Origin of the sequence: Enterococcus moraviensis ATCC BAA-383, from assembly GCF_000407445.1 — a bacterium.
Classification (GTDB): Bacteria; Bacillota; Bacilli; order Lactobacillales; family Enterococcaceae; genus Enterococcus_L; species Enterococcus_L moraviensis.
Map to the genome: position 1 here is coordinate 811661 of NZ_ASWB01000002.1, position 22522 is coordinate 834182.

The following is a 22522-nucleotide window of genomic DNA, read 5'->3' on the forward strand; positions in this document are numbered from 1 at the left end:
TACAAATACAGCTGAATTGTATATACAAGTTAAAAAGAGAGGAGCAAAGGAAATGGGTAAGTTTCAAGAAGATGCAAAAGCACTGTTAGAAGATGTAGGGGGAAAAGAGAATATAGCCGCCGTTTCACATTGCGCTACACGCATGCGTTTTGTTTTAAATGATCCAAGTAAAGCTGATACAACAGCAATTGAAAAAATTCCTGCGGTCAAAGGGACATTTACAAATGCAGGGCAATTTCAAGTAATTATCGGAAATGAGGTTCCGCAATTTTATAATGAGTTTTCTGCTATTTCTGGACTTGAAGGCGTTTCCAAAGAACAAGGGAAAGCGGCCGCAAAACAAAATCTTAATCCAGTACAACGAGCAATTTCGGTTTTAGCTGAAATTTTTACACCGCTGATACCTGCCTTAGTTATTGGAGGATTGATTCTAGGATTTCGCAATGTCTTGGAAGGGATTCCATTTGGCTTTTTAGATGGTCAGAAAATTGTTGAGGTTTCGCAATTTTGGAGTGGCGTAAATTCGTTTCTATGGTTGATCGGTGAGGCTATTTTCCAATTCTTGCCAGTTGGTATTACATGGAGTATCACTAAGAAGATGGGAACAACTCAAATTCTAGGGATTGTTTTAGGGATTACATTAGTTTCACCGCAATTATTAAATGCTTATTCTGTTGCAAGTACTGCAGCAGCGGATATTCCGTTTTGGGATTTTGGTTTTGCTCATGTGAATATGATTGGATACCAAGCCCAAGTTATTCCAGCAATGTTGGCAGGATTTTTACTTGCTTATTTAGAAATATTTTTCAGAAAAGTTATACCACAAGCCGTTTCAATGATTTTTGTCCCATTATTTGCTTTAGTTCCAACAGTCTTGGCAGCTCATGTAATTTTAGGTCCAATTGGCTGGGCTATTGGAAGTTGGATTTCAGATATCGTGAATGCCGGTTTAACATCGTCACTTAATTGGTTGTTTGGTGCTGTATTTGGTTTTATGTATGCGCCATTAGTGATTACCGGTCTGCATCACATGACGAATGCGATCGATCTACAATTGATTGCCGATTTTCAATCAACAAATTTATGGCCGATGATTGCCTTGTCTAATATTGCGCAAGGATCTGCTGTTTTGGCAGTTGTTTTTATGCATAGAGGAAATAAAGAAGAAGAACAAGTATCGATTCCAGCGATGATTTCTTGTTACTTAGGAGTTACAGAGCCAGCGATGTTTGGGATTAATTTGAAATACATTTATCCTTTTGTTGCTGGAATGATTGGGTCTGCATGCGCAGGACTATTTTCTACACTATTTGATGTTAAAGCAATCAGTATTGGTGTAGGAGGACTTCCAGGTATCTTATCCATCGTTCCACAATATTATGTACCATTTTTAGGAGCAATGCTCATCGCTGTAGTTGTACCATTTGTGTTGACGTACATTTTTAGAGTAAAAGGTATTTTCAATAAACTTGATCCTGTCGATGAAGCAACAGGAAAATTATTTGTAGAAGAAAATCAATAAGAAAAACTGAATCGATGTAAGTTGTACAGGGGTTGGGACAGAAATGTCCTAATCCTTTTTTATTCATAAAATAGTTGGCTTTTTGGCCTCTTTCAGGTAGACTAAATAGGGCTTACTAAAAGGAGAATGACAGATGGATATTTATTTAAAAAGTGCAATTTTACACATCATTGATCGTGAAACCGGAACGCCGGTATTTTCAGCAAAAGAACTAGATTTAACGACAGAATATATTCGTGTTTATTTAACTAGTAAAATTACGAAGCTTTCGACAGCCCAAACCAAAACAGGGATTTTAGCTGAAGAAAGTGCATTTGTTGATAAAATGCGAGGAATTCCAAATGACTTTGTTCAAAAAAGTCAGCAGTTAGCACAACATTGGTATGATGTCTACTCAGGTAGTGAAGATGCGCCAAGTGCGGATGTTCTTTTTATTTTATATGAATTAGATACGGTGATGCATTTAGCTATGATCAAACTAAACTACAAAGAAAGCTATACGCATTATGTAGATTATGAAGATGAAGCAGTATACAATAAATTGATTATCAATAGAGCTATTTTACCTTCGAAAACACAGAAACCTGATGAAGGAATGACTGTGAACTTAGACACGCTAGCTTATGAATTGCTAGAAAAGCGTTATGAGTTTTCAGGTGAAAAAGTGTGGTATTTCTCAGAAAAAGTCATCGAGTCACAACCTGCACCGTCGATTGAAGAGAATATGAAAGAAATAAAAAAAGCAGTGAAAAGAATTGGGAAAAAATTCAATGAGGATGAATTTGAGTTGATTGCCTCGGTAAAAGAAGCTGTATATGAAAGTATTGAAGAGACTGGGACAATCGACAACGAACAAGTCGCGGAATTAGTGTTTAAAGAGAATATTTCTGCTCGGATGGCGTATCAAGAAGAGGTCAACGAATCAAAATTCGTAGACAAAACACCACCAGTTCGTGAGGCCAGAGAAATATCAGAGAAGAAATTTGGTAAACAAAAATTGAAAATGAGTAACGGCATAGAATTGATTGTACCGATTGAGGTTTATCGAAATGGTGATTTGATTGAATTTGTCAATAATCCTGATGGAACGGTATCGATTGTTTTGAAAAATATCGAAAAAATCAGTAATCAGTTATAGTAAAACCCCTTCATCAACTTGATGAAGGGGTTTTTTATGATGATCATTTATCCATTTTTGCTAGCGCCTGTTTTGGGATATCTTTTTCGGAAACTTCTTCCCAACTAAGTACGCCTTTTCTAGGATTGACCTTTAATTTCAAATAGGCATTGATCCGCAATGGTGCATCTCTTATTTCATGTGTTTTTTGAACGGTCTTTTCACCCTTACTATTAAAAGCGTTTTGTGTGTATATGTATTCCGTATATTTTTCGCCATTAGAAAACTTTCCAGCTTTCACTTCATCGGGCGCTCCAACACGCGTATAATAATCTTTACCACCATAATAATAATCATACCCAAACCAGACACCTGCAGTTAAAAGAATGAATGGAAGGATAAAAAATAGCATTTTTTTCAATATCGTCACCTCTTGATTGTAGTATGCCTTTTTTTTAAGAAAGATGCCATAGAATTAGCTTAAAATAATGTGACAGTTTTGTTAGAGACGCAATTGAAGAGTTCATAAATTCGTCAAGGTATAGTTACACTTTTTTTAGAAACTCATGATACAATATAAAAAAGAGTAGGGGGAATGAAGAATGATGCCTTTTTATGCAATATTTGATCCAACGTATATCTTAGTCATTGTAGGCTTGTTGATTTCAATGGCTGCATCAGCTTACGTGAATAGTACGTTTAAAAAATATGATAAAATTAGAAGTCAAAACAATGTAACAGGGACAAAAGCAGCACAATATATTTTGCAACAAGAACAAATCAACAATGTTGGCGTCCAACAAATTGCGGGTGATTTAACAGATAATTACAATTCTGGTACTAAAATATTAAGTTTATCCGAAGCAACGGCTCAATCAACATCTGTTGCAGCAATCGGTGTTGCAGCGCATGAATGTGGGCATGCCGTACAAGACCATACTGGATACAGTCCTTTAAAAATCCGTGCTGCGATTGTTCCAGTCGCAAATTTTGGTTCTGCGTTATCGTTTCCAATTATTTTGATTGGTGTATTATTTAGCTGGAATCAAACCTTAATCAATATTGGGATATTTGCCTTTTCATTGGCGTTGCTTTTTCAACTAGTTACTTTGCCAGTGGAATTTAATGCATCACGCAGAGCCTTGAAAATTTTATCTGATGGCAATATTTTAACAGAAGAAGAAGTGCCGATGGCTAGAAAAGTTCTATTTGCGGCCGCATTGACATACGTAGCAGCAGCTTTAGCTACTTTTTTACAATTGCTTCGTTTAATTATTTTATTTGGTGGAAACAATCGCCGCGATTAAAAGTAGCGAATATTTTGTTTTATTACCTCAATTTTTAAGAGTATGTTATCATAAGAATAGAGAGTAAGAAGGAGCTGAAAAGAATGAAAACATCAACAAAAATTAGTATTGGTCTAAGTATTGCTGCAGTAGCAGGTGTATCAGTAGCGGTAATTGCCTCTGAGAAAATCGTCAAAAAAGTATATCACGTTTCAAATCGCTTCAAAGCGAAAAAATTTGTGAACGATAAATTCGGCGGTAATGAAAAATTGCTGGGGATTGTCGATGATTTATCTGATGATGAGCTTGATTCTATGATGACTGTTTTAGGCAAAGTCAAAGACGGCAGAAAAAAAATCTCTTCTTACGGAGAATCTTTAAAAGATAATACAGAGAATTTAAAAGACCGTTTCGTTAATTTCGTTGAAGAAATGATGTAAAAAGGAGACAAGCATCGTTAAGATGTCTTGTCTGCTTTTTTTATTTCGTGATCAGTAAATAGCAAAATACAAGATCATCCATTCGTTTTAAGGATAGACCGGTTTGCTCATAAAATTTTTCGATTCGATAATGAAGCGTATTACGATGCATGTATAAAGCTTTAGCCGCTGAACTGATATTTCCTTGATTGTGCCAAAGAGCAAGAACGATTTGTTGAATTTCAGCTGTTAAAACAAGTTTTTTAGAGAAATTTTGAATGATGTTACTTCGATTCATAGCGTCGCTTGTAAAGTAATGCAATGCGACATCAGTCAAAGAAAATGTTGATTTTCCGCGTATAGTTTCGGCTTCAGTTTTAAAAATATGCTGTTCTTCTTGGAATAATAACGGCAATTGTTCATTGGCTGAGAAATAGTTTCCAACAAAAACGGTTGTCGAAGAATCAAAATCAGCATCCAATGTTAAAAATATACTTTGTAATTCTTCTAAGTTAAAATGATTTTTAGCGTATTTTTCAATTAAAGCGCCATCATTTTCACTTGTGAAAAAGAAGTCATCTAAATTAGGAAAGATGTCATGAATACTATTTTCCCATTCGGATTGCAAAAATGCTTTCGGTTTTTTGATTTGAAACTGCAGAATACGAAAACTACCTTCAATGTCAATCGGCGTTTGATCAAATAAGTAACGGAACCAAGGATGTTTTTTTTGATCTACGAAATATTCTTTGGAAGGGAATAGTGAATCTAATAAACGGATTTCAGTTTCCTGTAATTCTTTTTTATCAAGAATAAAATAGCGCCCATCAATTGGTAGTGACAGAGCTTCGTTTGTTGCTTTTGTTTGCTGAATTTTCCCTGTAGGATACAATTCAAGTAATTCTTCAATTGTCATAGACACACCTCACTGATTTATTGTACCATGAATAAGACAAAAGTATAAAGAATGAAAGGCGGAAATCGCTTGAATGAAAAGACGAGTAGTCTAACAATAGAAGAAAAAGAAAAATTTATGCTAGAGGCTATCAAAGAAGCGAAAATAGCAGAGGGAATGAACGAAGTTCCCATTGGTGCAATTGTCGTGTTAGATGGACAAATCATTGGTCGCGGGCATAATTTGAGAGAACAAAGCCAAGATGCCAGTGCTCACGCAGAAATGTATGCCATTAGAGAAGCCTGTGCAGCAATTGAAAACTGGCGCTTAGAACGTGCCCAACTCTTTGTTACATTAGAGCCTTGTCCAATGTGTAGTGGTGCAATGATCCTTTCTAGAGTCAATGAGGTATACTATGGAGCAAACGATCCTAAAGGTGGGACCGCGGGAACGTTAATGAACTTATTGGAAGACGAACGCTTTAATCATGTGGCTTATGTAGAATCAGGCATTTTGGAAAACGAATGTGGCGAGTTACTTTCCAATTTCTTTAAAAAACTTAGAGAAGAAAAGAAACTTTTAAAAAATCAAAAGAAAGACTAGCCAAGCACTTAAAAATGCGGTATACTAAATCTTGCCGAAAGGCTAGGACAATGGTGGGCTTACGAAGCGTGTCAGATCCGGAAGGAAGCAGCACTAAGTAGGTGCCGCCATGTGTCTGATTGAAATAGTTTACAACAGACTTCCGAGTCTGTTTTTTATTTGCCAAAAAACGAAGAAGGCGAATAAGATAAATCGAGATCCTATGGGGGGCTGAACTGGTCAATTCCTCTTCTTGGACGCTAATTAGTGTTAGGTAAAGAATTCTATTAGAAATAGATTTTACGTTTTTGGTATGTTATAATCAACAATGATTAAGTGGTATTTTTGTTTGAGGGAGATGCATATGGAAGGGAACGTAAAAAAAACGCGTGAGTCGAATTTTGAACTCTTGAGAATAGTAGCTATGGTAGGGATTATTGCGTACCATTTAGTATTACATCATATGGATTATAATAGATTCGCATTAGTTAATCCTGAAGATGGTTCTAATTTTTATCATTTAGAGACAATTCAAATTATTTATACTTTTGGCCAAATTGGAAATACCTTATTTATTTTAATAACTGGATATTTTTTGATTAGTAAAAAAAATATCAATGTTGTGAAACCAGGAATCAAGTTATTGAATCGTTCTTATTTTTTAGCAATTATTTTATTGGGTCTTTCATTTGTATTTGATCGATTTGATATGCCAGTGTCGTCGAATTCTAATATTCACATGGCATTAAATGGTTGGTGGTTTATCGGATATTATATTTTTATTATTGTGTTTGCCAAATACGTCTTGAATGACTTCCTTGCTGGGTTGACCAAAAGAAATTATCTGAATTTCCTTTTGGTCGTTACGTTACTTTTAAGTTTTACCGAATTTTTTAATATTCTTACAAATTTAAAAGTACAAAATTTTGCGATTGGGATTCTAGTATATTCTATAGGTGGTTTTATTCGGCTATATGATCCATTAAAAGATGTAAAAGCGACCACCCTGATCATTTGTCTATTGGCTTTTTTCTTTATTCAAGTGATTCAGTATAAAGTAAATTTAAATATAAGTATGAGAGATTTTTATAAGGATCCTAGTATGCAATTTGCAAGGTCTCCGTTTACAAATGTGTTACGTTCTCCAAGTATCCTCTTTACGCTATGTAGTGTTAGTATTTTTGAGCTTGTTAGTCGCTTAAAGTTAGGGAATAACAGACTGATCAATGCTATATCAGCTACTACATTTACCGTCTATCTTTTACATGAGTCTTCTTTTTTTAGAGGGATCCAATTTAAAGGAATTCCGTTACCCAATAGATTAGGTATATTAAAAGATGTTTCAACGAAAGTCTTGAGCGATAACCCTGGCAAAGGCTCAGTTGTTCCAATAGATAATGCAGAAAGTTGGATTAACCTAAAAGATTATCTAAATATCAGTCAAGTTTTTGAAGATAGAGGAGTCAAATTAGGTCTATTTTACATGCTGATACTAATAGTAGTGATTTTTGCACTGGGGATTTTATGCGAGATTTTTATCAAGTTTATTAATAAAGTGATTAAAAGTCTTTTTTATAATGATTTTATAGGCATGAAAAGAAGATTGGAATAAGTCTTTAAATAAGAAAAGATTTTATACTACAGCTCTTATACAGTCTATTGTTAAAAAAATGTGCTAGCAGTTTTAATTGCTGGCACATTTTTTTAATTACTAAGTTAAATATAAACTTATTTCAACTCGATCTTTTTCTGGCCAAGTTCTTTTCCTGCCATGCCTTGAGTGGCTTTTAAATTGACAGGTGTTTCTGTATCATCTAGGTCGTACGAGATGATTGCTTTTGCAGTACCGCCAGGTTTAATATCATCTAATTGGTGCTCAGTATATTCAGCGAACTTTTCATCTTGCGGTGTCATACCAACAGTTAATTTATTGATCGTGTTTTCAGCTTCTTGCGTTATGTCCATACAAGCAATCCAAACGGTGGAAGCAGAAATGGGTTCATCGCTATCATTTGTTACTTCATAAGTGATGACAAGTTGTGGTTTTTCTCTATACAAAGTTGTATCTGAAGGTAAGACTTCAGTGGATAGTATTTTTAGTGTTGCCATGTCAATCTTTAAGGTATCGTCTTTAAAATAGGCGCTGCTTTTTTTCTTTTCAGATGTCGCTTGCTCTTCTTTTTTGTCTTTCGAGGAGTTGCTATTCCCGCTGCAAGCCACTAATGCAACACTGCATATTGTTAATACACCTAAACTTAGTAATTTTTTCATCAATATATCCTCACTTTATATAATAATAGTTATAAAAGCCCCTAATAAAATAATAGCTGAATCAAATTAATTGTAGGGATGTTTGACTCTATACTACCTTGAATAAGGTCAAATGACAAGATGACTTTAACAGTTAATAGCATAACTTTAAGAAAATATTGTTTCGATTGTAAAGAGCAGGACGTTACCCAATAGTAAAGACTAACTGTCTTCATATATTCTTTCATTCGTTTCTTTCAAAATAGTACAAATTGAAACAAAAAAGCCAAAAGAGGTGTGTTACGCCTCTTTTGGCTGTCCTTTATTTAAAAGCTACGACCACCGCCGCCAAATGTTCCACCACCTGACGAATGTGTACTACTACCGCCACTACCACCGCCGCCAGAGCTACCACTAGAATTGTTTCTCGGAATACGACGAGTTGTGACAAAGGAATTAACTAATACATCATTTCGCTTCGTTAAATTAAGGGTTGTTTTCTCTCTGAATGGGTATTTGTAAGTACCAAATTTTAACTGATATTTTGAAATACTAATAGCAAAGAAAAGACCGCTTAAAACGATTGCCGCAAAAAATGCAATCGCAATTTCTGATGTAGTCAACACTTTGTAACGAGTGATTTTGCCCGTTTCTGTGTCAATACGATAATGACCACCAGGAACCCCTTGGTCAAAATAGTAACTAGTATTACTCAAAAAACTTTGCGCTGCTTGGAAATAATTTCCACTTTTCATACTTGGTTCAATATCATCTAACGCCTGTTCAATTCTTTGATCAGTCAAATAATCAATCATATTTCCAGATGTAGAAATAATAAACTTTCTTTGGTTCATGTCGATATAAAATGTTATGCCGTTTTGATTTTTTCCAATACGATCTAGCATATAATAATCTGCAAATCGTGTAGAATCGAGATCGTTGTCAGTATTGGTTACTACAAAAACAGTTGCTTTTGTTTTCGCTTCTATTGGTGTAATGGCATCTTTTAACTGAGCGACCTCTTCTGATGTGAACAGTGAAGCCTGATCGTCAACTGAATTTTCAGCTGCTTGAACCTGGACAGAAAAACTCAATAATAGAAAAATGAAAGTCAAAAGACTAAAACCGATTTTTCTCATATAAACCAGCCTCCAATCAAGAAAATTGCCAAGATTGTAGCAAAGATACCTAGTGTAAACAAGCCTAATCGTTTATAGCTGACAGGTAAAATACCACTAACTTTACCCGTTTGGCCATTCATGGCATAGTAATAAACTTTTTTAGATTGTTCATTGCTACGGTATGTCACTACCCAAATCGGTAGTAACATGTAGTTGTTTTTTTCAGTATCAAAGGCGATGTCTGTTCGTAGTTTTGTCAGTGTGGTATAGCCAGAAGCTGTGTCGCGTAACAAGGATTCAGAATAATCTTCCAGTTCATCATGGATTGCTTTTTGAATCGTTTCATATTCGATATCACGTTTTTCAGCCTGAAATCCTGCTAAATATTGACTCTTAAAAGACACGGCTTTATCTAGTAAAAACGGCTGAACAGCTTCGACCATTTTTTGTTGTACGTTTTTAGAAAGAGCGTTTTTGATCAATTCTTTGAATGAGATTTTTCCGCGACGTTCAATATCAAACTGTTTTGTTTCCGTATATTCTAAGTCGCCAACACGCCAAACTCGGATAGTCGTTCCTAAACCATTCATTTGACCATCCACCTCAGCATCGACCACCCAATAAGGAAAATAGACACCTGTCATTTTGTCGATCTGTTCTTTGTTGAAAAAATCTTTTGGGATAAACCATTTTTTCTTTGTCCATGCTAAAAACTTTTCAACTGCTTCTTCTTTTTCAATAGAGAATGGTAAGACTTTTTCAGGAAGAAATTTTCCCGTCAATCGACCTGCTAAAACTACTGGATTATGGCAATAATAACAATAAGTAGCAGCAGTAGTTGCATCAGTGACGATTTGTGCACCGCAACTGGGACAATCGAATACTTCCATAGCATCATCTGCTGCAGGATCAGAAGTATCAGACTCTTCAAATGTATTGTTGTTTTCGTCTGTCATTTCATTGGCCTGCGATTCATCGGTGAAAGTTAATTCAGGTTCAGAAGTTTGACCAATGTCTTCTTCGATGTGTGCTTCTCGTTGCGCTTTTTCATAGGCAGTTACTTCATTTTCTGTATAGACACTTAAACAGTATTCGCAATGAAATTTTTGGTCTTTAGGATCAAATAATAAAGGACCGCCACAATTTGGGCATTTGTGTGTAAATGTATCGGTCATGAGTATTCCTTTCTTCAAATAGCTAATGTACATCATCAATTTGCGCGTGTGTATTTTGTTTTACAAGTAGAAAAAGGACAGGACACGGTTGCCCAGCCCTAATCATGTTTCCTTTACAAAGGGATTCCTTGGAACGGTTTGCCACAATGTGGACAGAATTTTGGAATACCATTTGATAGATCAACGATTTCACTACATTCATTACATTTCATTTCTAATTTTGGTTTTTCATTCGTTGGTTTTGGCGTTCCGCAATTAGAACAGAATTTACCGTTATTTTCAGTCCCGCACTGCGGACACGTCCATGTGTTTTCAGAACCTTGTGCATGTTGTTGATTTTGTTTTTCTTGCAGTTGTTGTTGATTGGTTTGAGAAGCTTGTGCAAAATAGTTTCCACTTGTATTCATGCCCATGCCGACGCCCATAAAGCCATTCATAGCACCGCCTTCATTATTTCCAGCAGCTTCCATTCCGCGAGCCATCGATCCTTGAACATATCCTTCGCGAACACTGGCATCACTAAGCATGGCACCTTGATTCCGCATGTTGATTAGTTTTGTAGAGTCGTCAGTATAAGAAATGCTTGCGACAGCAACAGAAACGATTTCCATACCGCGTAATTCGCGCCATTGATCATCCAGTACTTGTCCCATATATTTGCTTAGTTCTAAGCTTTTAGAAGGCACATAAGAAATACGTTCGCCATCAGCAGACATTTTATTGATGGCAGATTGCAAGGCGGTTAAGAATTCTGCTAAATATTGTTCGTTGATATCATTGATATCTACTTGAGATTTATTTCTAGGGATTGCATTTGAGAAAAATAATAATGGATCAGTGATTTTGATTGAGTAATTCCCATGTGCACGTAGGAATAGTTCAGCATTATAAAAATTATCAAAATAATTGATCGGTGAGGAGGTACCAAATTTGATTCCTTTGATTTCTTGTAAGTTGATGTAAAAAACTTGTTGTTTTTGAGGTGTTACGCCACCAAATTTAAATCGATCAAATGTTTCAGAAATCGCTTCTTTCATCGAGCCATTAAATGCAGAAGGAGCGGAATCGTTTTTGACTGTGTAGTAGCCTTCTTCAGCTGAATAGTCAATGATTTTTCCGCCATCAACTAAAATCATCATCATGTTTGGATAAACATGGATCACAGAGCCATCAGTTAACACATCCTCAGTTCCTTTACGATTAGAGCCACGTTTATCATTTTTGCGAACAAAAACTCCTTTGGTCATAACCGTGGTGTCACTCATATTATCAGGTTCAATAACCTCGATCCATTGATCCGCTAATCCGCCGCTCATCGCACTTGTTGCCGCTTTTATAATTCCCATCTTAAATTCCTCCTAAAAATTTGATCCTAGTTAGCTTATTCAGCTCTCATAGATAAAAAGTAATAAGTAAAAATAGTATACCATAAGTAGGGAGAAGATAAATACCACTTGAGATTGAAACAAAAGTGAATAAGAGAACTAAAAATATATTAATTAGACATTATTTTTTATAGTTTTGCTAAAACCTATCTTTTTCTATCGTAGAAACTGTTGGATAAGGTATAATAGATAAAAAGTGATTGAATCAAGAGATTTGGGGGAGTGGACAGTGAAAAGAGCAAAGAATAAAAAATCAAACAAACCAATAGTTTTAGGTATTAGTGGTGTAGTTGTAGTGGCGGCATTGGCAGGTGGTTATTTTGCTTATAGCTCGTGGCAGAAAAATCAGGAGCTGAGTAAAGCCGAAAAATCTGCGAAATCTTTTTTAAACTATTTTTCAAAACAAGAGTTTGATCAATTTCCTAAATTATTAAATGAAGCAACTGTTAAAAAGAGTGGCTATGATAATGCAAAAGTTGTAGAAAAATACCAAACCGTTTTTTCTGGTATTCAAGCTGAAGGAATCAAAAGTAAAGAAGTGAAGGTAACGCAAGAAAAAGAGGGAGAATACACCTTTACTTATAAGTTGGACATGACAACGCCATTAGGCAATTTAAAAGATTTAGCTTATAAAACCACAATCAAAAAAGAGGGAGAAAGTTATAAAATAGAATGGGCACCTAATTTAATCTTCCCGGAAATGGCCGGACAAGATAAAATTTCAATCGGTATCGATACTGCAACAAGAGGTGAAATCGTCGATCGTAATGGTGAAGGTCTAGCGGTAAATCAAACGTTTGATCAGGTAGGGATCGATCCTGGTAAACTTGGAGAAGGCCAAGAGAAAACAAACAATATCAAGGCTTTCAGTGATCAATTCAAAGTTCCAGTTGATGAAATCGAACAAAAACTTGATCAAGATTGGGTCAAGGCAGGTGACTTTGTCCCGATAACCATTTCATTTGATTCAGTAACAACGTTACCACAAGGGGCGGCATCTCAAGATGCGACAGTCCGTTACTATCCATTAAAAGAAGCTGGGGCTCAGTTAGTGGGGTATGTTGGTACGATCACAGCAGAAGATATTGAAAAAGATCCATCGTTGAGTAGTTCAGGTACTATTGGTAAAGTTGGTTTGGAACAAACATTTGATAAGCAATTACGAGGTCAAGATGGTGGAAACATAACCATTACCGATGAGCAAGGAAACGCAAAAAGTATTCTTCAAAAAGTCGATAAAAAAGATGGTGAAAAAATTCAACTAACGATTGATAAAAATGTGCAATCACAAGCGTACGATATTTTTGTGAATCGTCCAGGTAGCGCAGTAATCATGGATCCACAACAAGGAGATCTATTAGCTGCGGCCAGTTCCCCTTCCTTTGATCCTAATAAAATGACACACGGTATTTCCCAAGCTGATTATGATGCTTATGCGAATAACGAAAATCTACCATTCACTGCACGATTTGCAACTGGCTATGCACCAGGCTCCACATTTAAAACCATTACTGGTGGGATTGGCTTAGATGCAGGAACGTTGAAGCCAGATGAAGAGATTGCAATCAATGGATTGAAATGGCAAAAAGATGCTTCTTGGGGAGACTACTATGTAACGCGTGTGAAAGAAGCTAGTCCTGTCAACTTACGAACAGCCTTAGTCAATTCTGATAATATTTATTTTGCAGAACAAACATTGCGTATGGGAGAAGATACCTTTAGAAAAGGGTTAGGAAAATTTATCTTTGGTGAAAAATTAGACCTAGCGATTCCAATGAATCCAGCTCAAATTTCAAATGAAAAAACGTTCAATTCGGATATTTTACTAGCAGATACAGGTTACGGTCAAGGCCAATTATTAATAACACCGATCCAACAAGCAGCAATGTATACTGTATTCCAAAATGAAGGAAAACTTGTATATCCAAAAATCGAGTTGAATAAAGAAACCAAAACCAAAGAAAATGTTATTAGTTCAAATGCAGCAAATACGATCGTAACTGATCTTCTTGGCAGTGTTGAAGATGAAACAGGCTATGTCCATAATATGTATAATCCTGATTTTTCATTAGCAGCCAAAACGGGTACCGCCGAAATAAAGGATAAACAAGATACAGTTGGGAAAGAAAATAGTTTCCTGTTAGCAATGGATAGAAGCCATAACAAATTTTCAGCAATGATCATGGTGGAAGATTCTAGAAAGAATGATACAGCAACTAATATCAGTAAACCATTGATCGATTATTTAGAGACAAATCTAAAGTAAATGTCAAGATTGGGACAAAACGCAACCTGCGATTTTGTCCCACTTTCTTTTTAATGTCTCGTTTTTTTACGAACGAATAAAAATATGCTACAATTAACCAACTACATGATGAAAGAAAGGGATTTTTTGTGCGGATTTTAGCAATCGATACCTCGAATCAAACCTTAACAATTGCTGTTTGTGAAGAGAAGAAAATAATAGGACACTATACAATTACGGTGAAAAGAAATCATAGCCTGACATTAATGCCGGCGATCACACAATTGATGAAAGATGTCGGATTATCACCAGCCGATATTGATCGAATCGTCGTAGCAAAAGGGCCGGGTTCTTATACTGGATTAAGAATTGGCGTGACAACTGCCAAAACCCTTGCGTATACATTAAAGAAAGAATTAGTTGGGATATCGAGTTTGAAAGCATTGGCTGCAAATTGTCTCAATAAAAAAGGCGTTATCGTTCCGATTTTTGATGCACGAAGAAACAATGTCTATGCTGGAGCGTATGAAACAATCGATGGTGTTTTAACGACTGTTATCGCTGACCAGCATATTTCGATGGAAGCTTTGCTTGAAGCGTTGAAAGAATTTGAACAGGTTTATTTTGTTGGAGAAGATGTAGAGAAATTTAGAGACTTGATTGAAACAAGTCTTCCTGATGCTGAAATTTGTACCATTCCTCAATGGCAAATACCCAATGCTGCAGTACTTGCTGAGCTTGGTAGAGTGGCTGAGCCAGAAGTAGATGTCCACAACTTTTTACCTGATTATTTAAAACGAGTAGAAGCGGAAGAGAATTGGCTAAAAGACCATACACCTGAGGTAGAAAATTATGTTGAAAAAATTTAATCTTCTTCATAGCATTTTGGGAATATTTTTTAAAAACCGTCCATATGATGAAAAAAGCATAAAAATTTCGGATCAGGACTATTTTGTGCGCGCGATCATTCTCGATGATATCAAAGACTTACTCTCTATTGAAAGAGAAGTTTATGCGGGGGAATTGCCATGGACTAAAACGGCATTTTTAGTTGAGCTTCAATCATCTGATCCACATCTCTATCTACTCATTCAAAAAGAGGGAAAAACGATTGGATTTATCGGCTGTCGTATTTTCGGTAAAGATGCTCATATTACAAATGTTGCGGTCGCAACCCAACATCAAGGAAGTGGCATCGGTAGTTTTTTGATAAGAGAAGTGCTTGAGTTTGCTAAAAGTAATGAATGTGACACGATTTCTTTAGAAGTCCGGATTAGCAACAAAAATGCGCAACGTGTCTATCGGCAACTAGGATTTGTCTCCAATACAATCAAGCCTAGATATTACACAGAAGACAATGAAGATGCACTAGAGATGATTTTATTTTTAAAAGAAGAGTGAGAGAATGTATTATTTTAAAGAAGAGCTAATGCCGCAGTATCAATTGGCGGAACAAATTTGGAACTTGAGTGAGTCTGCATATAAGCATGGATCACCTTGGACACTGACACAATTTGCTGATGACTTGGCTCAAAAATCAAGTGAATACCTAGTATTGATAATGGAGGATCAGTGGGTTGGTTTTATCAGTTTTCATTTAGTTTTAGATGAAGTAGAGATCACACATGTGGCCATCCAAAAAGCGTTTCAAAAGCAAGGATATGGTAGTCAATTAATTGATCAAATGATTAGTTACGTCCTTGAGCAAGAAGTTTCTCAGGTATTTTTAGAAGTCCGAGAATCAAATGTACAGGCAAAATCGTTATATGAAAAAAAAGGATTCAACACAATCAATCGTCGGAAAAATTATTACAATCATCCTAAAGAAGCTGGCATTGTAATGTGTTTAAACGTTAAGGAAGTGAACCAATGACTTTTTTTAATAAGGAAAGAAAGTTGATTTTAGCTGTTGAAAGTAGCTGTGATGAAACAAGTGTTGCGGTTATTGAAGACGGTTCAAAAATTTTGTCGAATATCGTAGCATCTCAAGTAAAAAGCCACCAGCGCTTTGGTGGTGTCGTACCTGAAGTTGCGAGTCGTCATCATGTGGAAGAAATGACAGTATGTATTGAAGAGGCGCTCGTTGAAGCGCAGATAGAGCCAGAAGAGTTGAGTGGTGTTGCAGTTACTTATGGACCGGGTTTAGTGGGGGCATTATTGATTGGCATTTCTGCGGCAAAAGCATTTGCTTGGGCTCATGATTTACCGTTGATACCAGTCAATCATATGGCTGGGCATATATATGCTGCGCATTTTGTTGAACCGCTACAGTTTCCTTTGATGGCTTTATTAGTTAGTGGTGGTCACACAGAATTAGTCTATATGAAAGAAACGGGTTCTTTTGAAATTATTGGTGAAACAAGAGATGACGCAGCTGGTGAAGCCTATGATAAAGTAGGAAGAGTTTTAGGATTGACATATCCGAGTGGAAAAGAAATCGATGCGTTAGCCCATCTTGGGCAAGACACTTACCATTTTCCTCGAGCTATGATCAAAGAAGACAATTATGACTTTAGTTTTAGTGGATTGAAAAGTTCATTTATTAACACAGTTCATAATGCCCAACAGCGTGATGAAGAATTAAGTGTCAAAGATCTTGCGGCTAGTTTTCAAGCAAGTGTAATCGATGTATTAGTCGATAAAACGATTCGAGCGTGTAAGGAATATCCTGTGAAACAATTAGTGATGGCTGGCGGTGTAGCAGCCAATAAAGGACTGCGTGATCGTTTTAGTGAAGAGGTTGCCAAAGAACTTCCAGGTGTAACGTTTATTGTACCACCTCTTAAATTATGCGGTGACAATGCAGCTATGATTGGGGCAGCTGCTTTTGTCGAAGCGGAAAAAGGGCATATTGCTGATTATCATTTAAATGCTGACCCTAGTTTGACTTTTATGTCGATTTAAGAGTAAAAAAGTGATAGACAAGACTATGCATGAACTAAAATATTTGCTATAATGAACGCAGTTTAATAGTGATTCAATGAAAAAGAGAGTACTTCATACTAAATTGTCAAAGCGATTTCGGGCAGGTGAGAGCCGAAAATAATTAAATGAAGGAAGCGTACTTTGGAGAATCTGCACAAGCAGACGGCTATCTACCGTTAATAGATTAAGTGGGTTCGTTTAGAAGAACGAACAATTAGAGTGGTACCGCGGGAAAATCTCGTCTCTGGTGTTTTTAAACACCAGGGACTTTTTGTTGTGAATCACGATGATTGGCTCGGCCATAAACTAGCCACACCACGCGCCACCTTGAACGCATCAATATCTAAGGCTCTAAGACTTGAAGAACGACGAGTAGCAGATGACGAACAATACTTGGCATAAAATTGATATCTTTAGTACAGCGCATGTCAACCATCAACAAAAAAATAATAAAAAAAGATCTAAAGGGCTGTTTATGCCTTAAACCATTAGGAGGATATCTATGAACAACAAAGAAATCGTAGCACAAGCCATTTTTGACGTGGTAAAAGAAGATTTATCTTTAGAAACGGTTACACAATTATTGGAAAACCCTAAATCAGTCGATCATGGGGATGTTGCTTTTCCAGCGTTTTCACTTGCTAAAGTGTATCGTAAAGCCCCGCAACAAATTGCTGCTGACTTAGCTGAGAAAATTGCAGGAACGGCCTTTGAAAAAATCGAAGTAGTAGGACCTTACTTGAACTTCTTTATGAACAAAGAAATGGTCAGCCAAGCAGTCATTGGTCAAATTGCCAAAGAAAAAGGCAACTATGGAGACAGTACTGTCGGAGCTAAAGGAAATGTTCCAATCGATATGTCTTCTCCAAATATTGCCAAACCAATTTCAATGGGGCATCTACGTTCAACAGTTATTGGAAATTCAATTGCGTTTATTCTTGAAAAAATTGGGTACAATCCAATTCGCATCAATCATCTAGGTGATTGGGGAACGCAGTTCGGTAAATTAATCGTAGCCTATAAAAAATGGGGTACAGAAGAAGCTGTGAGAACAGCACCTATCACTGAACTATTACGCTTATATGTACAGTTTCATGAAGTTGCGGAAACACAACCAGAGTTAGAAGAAGAAGCGCGTGCTTGGTTTAAGAAACTAGAAGAAGGCGACGCAGAAGCAACTGAATTATGGCAGTGGTTCCGTACAGAATCATTAAAAGAATTCGATAAAATTTATTCAATGTTAGAAGTTACTTTTGACTCTTATAATGGTGAAGCTTTCTATAATGATAAAATGGATGAAATCGTAACGATGCTTGAAGAAAAGCATTTATTACAAGAAAATCAAGGCGCAGAAATCGTTGATTTAACAGCGTATGACCTAAATCCAGCTTTGATTAAAAAATCAGATGGTGCAACACTTTACATCACACGCGATTTAGCAGCAGCTGTCTATCGTAAACGAAACTATGACTTTGCCAAGGCTATTTATGTTGTCGGAAATGAACAAAGTAACCATTTCAAACAATTGAAGGCAGTTTTAAATGAACTAGGCTTTGATTGGTCAAAAGATATGCACCACATACCTTTTGGTTTGATCACACAAGGGGGTAAAAAACTTTCAACTCGTAAAGGGAAAATCGTTTTACTTGAAGAAGTGCTGAATGAAGCAGTTGAACTTGCAAACAAACAAATCATGGAAAAAAATCCTGATTTGCCAGACCGTGAAGAAGTTGCGAAACAAGTGGGAATTGGTTCTGTTATTTTCCATGATCTAAAAAATGATCGTTTGAATAATTTTGACTTTGTTTTAGAAGAAGTGGTTCGCTTTGAAGGTGAAACTGGGCCGTATGTTCAATATACCCATGCTCGTGCGATGAGCATTCTTAGAAAAGCTGATTTTGTTATTGATGAAACAAAAGAATATGCATTGAATGATAAAGAGAGTTGGGAAGTTGTGAAGTTATTACAAAAATTCCCAGATGTCGTCATGCAAGCAGCCGAAAAATATGAACCATCTGTAATTGCAAAACATTCAATTCAAGTTGCCCAAGCTTTTAATAAATACTATGCACATGTCAAAATTTTAACGGATGACGAACAAAAAGAGTCTCGTCTCGCATTAGTATATGCAATGGCAACGATTATCAAAGAAGATTTACGTCTGTTAGGGTTGCATGCACCAAATGAAATGTAAGCTGTATAAATAAAAGAATAATAAACAAAAAAACAAGAATACTATATTCTTGTTTTTTTGCTTATTTATAAGAAAATGATGATGAACATAGCGTTTTTTTAATTCTAATTTAAATAAAATGTACTTTTTTTGAAAAAATATCTTTTTCCTTAGTATTTTTTTTCACATAGTATTATACTCTATATTACTGACATTTTTTGGGGAATCGAAATGATTGGAAAACATGGAAAAAAAATAATTTACGGAATAATGACGGTATTGATTTTTATTCAATATTTTATTCCAATAATCAGTGTTGCTGAAACGCTGACCGACGTAAAGGAAATAATCCAATTAAATAGTGTTGAAGTGAAAAAAGAAGGATCTGATAAATTCACACTAGAAATAAAAGGAACGGCAACGAACGAACAAGCGCAAGAATTGAAAAAAGAATTAACTATTTCAGATGGTATTTCTCTTGTTGAGCAAGGGGAAGTAGTAGCGCAAGGAAACACTGAACTACGGTATACGACAGGCAAAAATAAAATAGAATTAACTGTTCCCTCTGGAAGTGACGGAGCGTTTACCATTATAGAACCGATTGATCAACAACAAGTAACGAATGGGCAACAAGTTCTGACTACGAAAATAGCAAGTACTGAAACCTCATCAACACAACCAGTTAAAGAAACAGATAAAACAACGGAAACACAAGAGACAAAAACAACTACTTCAGTAAAAGAGGAAGCCAAAAAAGAAGACGTTTCTCCAAAAGCAGATACGCCTACAGATATTCGTGATTATTTTCCAGGCGGAGACGGCACGATCATCACTGGAGCGGATGTTGTTTATACAGATAAAGATGGGAACGTCTTAACATCTCCTATCCCAGCAGATGCAAATGTAAATATTCACTATGATTGGGCGATTCCAGAAGAGATCCGCGAACAAATCAAAGCTGGAGATTATTTTACATTCCAATTACCACCTGAAGTGAAAATAAATGGTCCTCAAAGTGGGTCGTTAAAAGGCCCAGACGGTGTAGAATACGCAACATATACAATTGATGAAAATGGAAAAGTGACGATCACTTTTACAGAGAATGTTACAAAAGAAATTGATATTAATGGTGATTTTAATTTTGAAACAAAATTTGATACACAACATATCGATGGACCTGGGGATCACCAAATCACATTTCCGACAGAAGATAATATTCCACCTGTGGATGTAACAGTAAAACCGGCAACAGAAACTTCGATTTCTAAAGATGGACAATTTGACCGAACGCCAAACCCAACATCTGTTGAATGGACGGTTGATATCAATCAAGGAATGAATGAACTTTCAAATCCTGAAGTGACAGAACATTGGCCAAATGGAATTAAATATAAATCAGTTAAAGTTTACAAATTAGTAATGAATTTAGATGGTACAGTAAAAGAAGTTGCAGAAGAACTAGATCCGAGTCAATACACGGTTGACGCAAACGGCAATGTGAAAATCTTAGGCGATACTTCTGATGCTTATCGTATTGTGTATTAGACAGATATTGATAAGAGTGCTATACCAGCTGACGGTGGAGATATTTCATTTACTAACCGAGCGACATTATCTGATGATAATGATCCAGACGGAATCGATGCCAAAGAACCTATTTCTGTCCTTGATGCCAATGGTAAGTCTACTGAGGAACTTCATGCAGTTGATGGACATATAAAAGCACAAGGAATCGCTCCTGGGGCTTATTATTTGGTGGAAACAAAAGCGCCAAATGGGTATATCATCAATACCGATCCAATCAAAGTTGTCATTACAGAGAAAACAAACGAAAAAACTGGATTAACCATTACCGATACCTTGGTAAACTATCAAGGGTCAGCTGAATTAATGAAAGTCGGCGAAACAAAAGAACCATTGGCTGGTGCAGAATTTAAAGTTGTAGATGTGAATGGTAAAGATATCCAAACACAACTTGTTTCAAATGATCAAGGAAATGTTCAGGCTAAAAATCTAGTGCCAGGAACGTATTTCTTTGTGGAAACAAAAGCGCCAGCAGGTTATCAATTGAGTGACCGACAAGTTGAATTTAAGGTTCCAGAAACTAATGCGGGTAAACCTAAAGTTATTTCTTTAGGAAATTACCAAAATAACAAAGAACCTGAAAAGCCAACGGATAAAAAAGGGAATTATCCAAAAATGAATGAGAGTGCTAATCAAGTCATTATTTGGCTAGGTTTTTTACTCATTAGCTTTGTTGGATTGTATTACTATCGTAAAATAAAAAAGAACTAATTTAACAAAAAAACAACTCCTTGACTGAGCATCAAGGAGTTGTTTTTTGTTTAAACATTATTTAGTCCAGGCTTGTTGCATTTGATCAAGAAGATTGATAACGTCTTTCGTTAAAAAGAGTGAACGATTGGATTGTGTCCCTTCAATCATATTGACCATGTTTGTGATTTCGTAATTTAGGGCGTTGCTGCTATCGCCAGAAACAATCGTTTCTACGGTCCCGTCGTTAAAAAAGATTTTTGCTTCATCTGCTCGTGGGTATTCATTGATCACGATATAAGCATCTTCAAAAGCAACGACACCTTGCTTAGGCATTTTAGCTTGAAAACTTAATGAAACAGTTGCCATTTCCTGAGCTTCGTTTTGTAGAATAGTTGCGGATTGTTCATCCACACCCGTCGAGAATGGTTGCATCACAGACGAGACGACTTTTGGCTGAGCAGTAAAGAACCAACGAGCAAAAGAAACTGCATAGGTGCCAATATCTAAAAGAGCGCCGCCTGCTAAATCAGGATTGAAAAATCGGTTTGTTGGATCCGGTTCTTTGTAACTGCCAAAAGGAGCCTGGATCATTTTTAATTTTCCAAAACGTCCAGAATCGATTTGACTTCGTAATTCATGATACAACGGCATATTAAAAATAGTCATAGCTTCCGCTAAAATCAACCCTTTTTCATCTGCTAATTTCATCGCTTCAGATAATTCTGCACTATTCATCGTGATCGCTTTCTCACAAAGAACATGTTTGCCTGCTGATAATGCTTTTAAGATGTGCTCGATGTGTTGTCTATTTGGAACAGCTACATAGATGATATCAATCGTGTCATCTGTCAGTAGTTCATCAAATGAACCGTATGCAAGTGGAATAGCGTGATCTTTAGCGAAAGTTTGTGCTTTAGTTAATGTTCTTGAAGCAACTGCTGTGATTCGACTATTTTCTTGTTGGAAACCCTCAACGAAACTAGTTGCAATGTCTCCAAGACCTATGATGCCCCAATTATAATTGTTCATGGATGATCCTCCTTGTATAATATAAGTAGCAACATTTTTAGTTGCCGTTTTTTGTACAAACCTAATTATACATGAGAAGGCTTTAATAGTGGTTTATTTTGGACAGAACTTCTGAATTATC

Annotated in this window: 21 protein-coding genes, 1 other RNA gene and 1 other annotated feature; of the genes, 15 read left to right on the forward strand and 7 right to left on the reverse strand. The window is 36.2% G+C overall.

Going from position 1 to position 22522, the window contains the following annotated elements; all coding sequences use genetic code 11:
• The first annotated feature begins 52 nt into the window (after nt 1-52).
• A complete protein-coding gene (gene treP / locus I586_RS09775) occupies nt 53-1522 on the forward strand; it encodes a PTS system trehalose-specific EIIBC component (protein WP_010765294.1) in 1470 nt (489 codons plus the stop codon).
• A gap of 133 nt (nt 1523-1655) precedes the next feature.
• A complete protein-coding gene (locus I586_RS09780; protein ID WP_010765293.1) occupies nt 1656-2660 on the forward strand; it encodes a nucleoid-associated protein in 1005 nt (334 codons plus the stop codon).
• 43 nt (nt 2661-2703) lie between these two features.
• Here I586_RS09780 and I586_RS09785 read toward each other — a convergent pair whose 3' ends face one another.
• Complete coding sequence (locus I586_RS09785; protein WP_244147880.1) at nt 2704-3051, reverse strand: YxeA family protein; 348 nt, start codon at nt 3049-3051, stop codon at nt 2704-2706.
• A gap of 190 nt (nt 3052-3241) precedes the next feature.
• Between I586_RS09785 and I586_RS09790 the strand changes: the two genes are divergently transcribed.
• Both I586_RS09790 and I586_RS09795 read left to right on the forward strand, forming a co-directional pair.
• Nucleotides 3242-3946: a zinc metallopeptidase gene (locus tag I586_RS09790; protein ID WP_034702168.1), complete on the forward strand. Its 705-nt coding sequence runs from the start codon at nt 3242-3244 to the stop codon at nt 3944-3946.
• 83 nt (nt 3947-4029) lie between these two features.
• Entirely contained in the window at nt 4030-4365 is a 336-nt protein-coding gene (locus I586_RS09795; protein ID WP_010765290.1) for a hypothetical protein, read from the forward strand.
• A gap of 40 nt (nt 4366-4405) precedes the next feature.
• Here the strand turns inward: I586_RS09795 and I586_RS09800 are convergent, their stop codons facing one another.
• A complete protein-coding gene (locus I586_RS09800) occupies nt 4406-5260 on the reverse strand; it encodes a helix-turn-helix domain-containing protein (RefSeq protein WP_010765289.1) in 855 nt (284 codons plus the stop codon).
• 51 nt (nt 5261-5311) lie between these two features.
• On the opposite strand from I586_RS09800, the gene tadA reads away from it, so the two are divergent.
• The 3 genes from tadA to I586_RS09810 all read left to right on the forward strand — a co-directional run bounded on the left by tadA (nt 5312) and on the right by I586_RS09810 (nt 7433).
• Entirely contained in the window at nt 5312-5842 is a 531-nt protein-coding gene (tadA, locus tag I586_RS09805; RefSeq protein WP_034702171.1) for a tRNA adenosine(34) deaminase TadA, read from the forward strand.
• A gap of 39 nt (nt 5843-5881) precedes the next feature.
• Nucleotides 5882-5968: signal recognition particle sRNA small type (gene ffs, locus I586_RS17115), an RNA gene on the forward strand.
• Nucleotides 5969-6185: 217 nt separating this feature from the next.
• Nucleotides 6186-7433, forward strand: coding sequence for an acyltransferase family protein (locus I586_RS09810; RefSeq protein ID WP_010765287.1), 1248 nt, complete (start codon nt 6186-6188; stop codon nt 7431-7433).
• A 116-nt stretch (nt 7434-7549) separates the two neighbouring features.
• Here the strand turns inward: I586_RS09810 and I586_RS09815 are convergent, their stop codons facing one another.
• The 4 genes from I586_RS09815 to I586_RS09830 all read right to left on the reverse strand — a co-directional run bounded on the left by I586_RS09815 (nt 7550) and on the right by I586_RS09830 (nt 11713).
• On the reverse strand, nt 7550-8092 hold the full coding sequence (locus I586_RS09815) for a DUF5067 domain-containing protein (RefSeq protein ID WP_010765286.1): 543 nt from the start codon (nt 8090-8092) through the stop codon (nt 7550-7552).
• Between the two features lie 305 nt (nt 8093-8397).
• Nucleotides 8398-9210 (reverse strand): TPM domain-containing protein, encoded by an 813-nt coding sequence (locus tag I586_RS09820; RefSeq protein ID WP_010765285.1) that lies wholly within the window; start codon nt 9208-9210, stop codon nt 8398-8400.
• The gene (locus I586_RS09825; RefSeq protein ID WP_010765284.1) at nt 9207-10367 is read right to left on the reverse strand and encodes a TFIIB-type zinc ribbon-containing protein; all 1161 of its coding nucleotides are present in this window, start codon (nt 10365-10367) and stop codon (nt 9207-9209) included. The genes I586_RS09820 and I586_RS09825 overlap by 4 nt, the downstream gene beginning before the upstream one ends.
• Before the next feature lie 113 nt (nt 10368-10480).
• Nucleotides 10481-11713, reverse strand: coding sequence for an SPFH domain-containing protein (locus I586_RS09830; RefSeq protein WP_010765283.1), 1233 nt, complete (start codon nt 11711-11713; stop codon nt 10481-10483).
• Nucleotides 11714-11981: 268 nt separating this feature from the next.
• Between I586_RS09830 and pbp4 the strand changes: the two genes are divergently transcribed.
• The 8 genes from pbp4 (at nt 11982) to I586_RS16955 (ending at nt 21390) form a co-directional block, all read left to right on the forward strand.
• Nucleotides 11982-14018, forward strand: a complete 2037-nt coding sequence (gene pbp4, locus I586_RS09835; RefSeq protein WP_010765282.1) for a penicillin-binding protein PBP4(5) — start codon at nt 11982-11984, stop codon at nt 14016-14018.
• 128 nt (nt 14019-14146) lie between these two features.
• Nucleotides 14147-14866: a tRNA (adenosine(37)-N6)-threonylcarbamoyltransferase complex dimerization subunit type 1 TsaB gene (gene tsaB / locus I586_RS09840; RefSeq protein ID WP_010765281.1), complete on the forward strand. Its 720-nt coding sequence runs from the start codon at nt 14147-14149 to the stop codon at nt 14864-14866.
• Nucleotides 14850-15398, forward strand: a complete 549-nt coding sequence (gene rimI, locus I586_RS09845; protein ID WP_010765280.1) for a ribosomal protein S18-alanine N-acetyltransferase — start codon at nt 14850-14852, stop codon at nt 15396-15398. Before tsaB ends, rimI (I586_RS09845) begins: the two co-directional genes overlap by 17 nt.
• Before the next feature lie 4 nt (nt 15399-15402).
• A complete protein-coding gene (rimI, locus tag I586_RS09850; RefSeq protein ID WP_010765279.1) occupies nt 15403-15870 on the forward strand; it encodes a ribosomal protein S18-alanine N-acetyltransferase in 468 nt (155 codons plus the stop codon).
• Entirely contained in the window at nt 15867-16901 is a 1035-nt protein-coding gene (tsaD, locus tag I586_RS09855) for a tRNA (adenosine(37)-N6)-threonylcarbamoyltransferase complex transferase subunit TsaD (protein WP_010765278.1), read from the forward strand. Before rimI (I586_RS09850) ends, tsaD begins: the two co-directional genes overlap by 4 nt.
• Nucleotides 16902-16968: 67 nt before the next feature.
• Nucleotides 16969-17171 (forward strand) — a binding site (T-box leader).
• A gap of 253 nt (nt 17172-17424) precedes the next feature.
• Entirely contained in the window at nt 17425-19116 is a 1692-nt protein-coding gene (argS, locus tag I586_RS09860) for an arginine--tRNA ligase (protein WP_010765277.1), read from the forward strand.
• Between the two features lie 210 nt (nt 19117-19326).
• Nucleotides 19327-20640: an Ig-like domain-containing protein gene (locus I586_RS09865; protein WP_010765276.1), complete on the forward strand. Its 1314-nt coding sequence runs from the start codon at nt 19327-19329 to the stop codon at nt 20638-20640.
• Nucleotides 20641-20751: 111 nt separating this feature from the next.
• Complete coding sequence (locus I586_RS16955; protein ID WP_279615038.1) at nt 20752-21390, forward strand: LPXTG cell wall anchor domain-containing protein; 639 nt, start codon at nt 20752-20754, stop codon at nt 21388-21390.
• 57 nt (nt 21391-21447) lie between these two features.
• Here the strand turns inward: I586_RS16955 and I586_RS09870 are convergent, their stop codons facing one another.
• Complete coding sequence (locus tag I586_RS09870; protein ID WP_010765274.1) at nt 21448-22401, reverse strand: Gfo/Idh/MocA family protein; 954 nt, start codon at nt 22399-22401, stop codon at nt 21448-21450.
• Between the last annotated feature and the right edge of the window lie 121 nt (nt 22402-22522).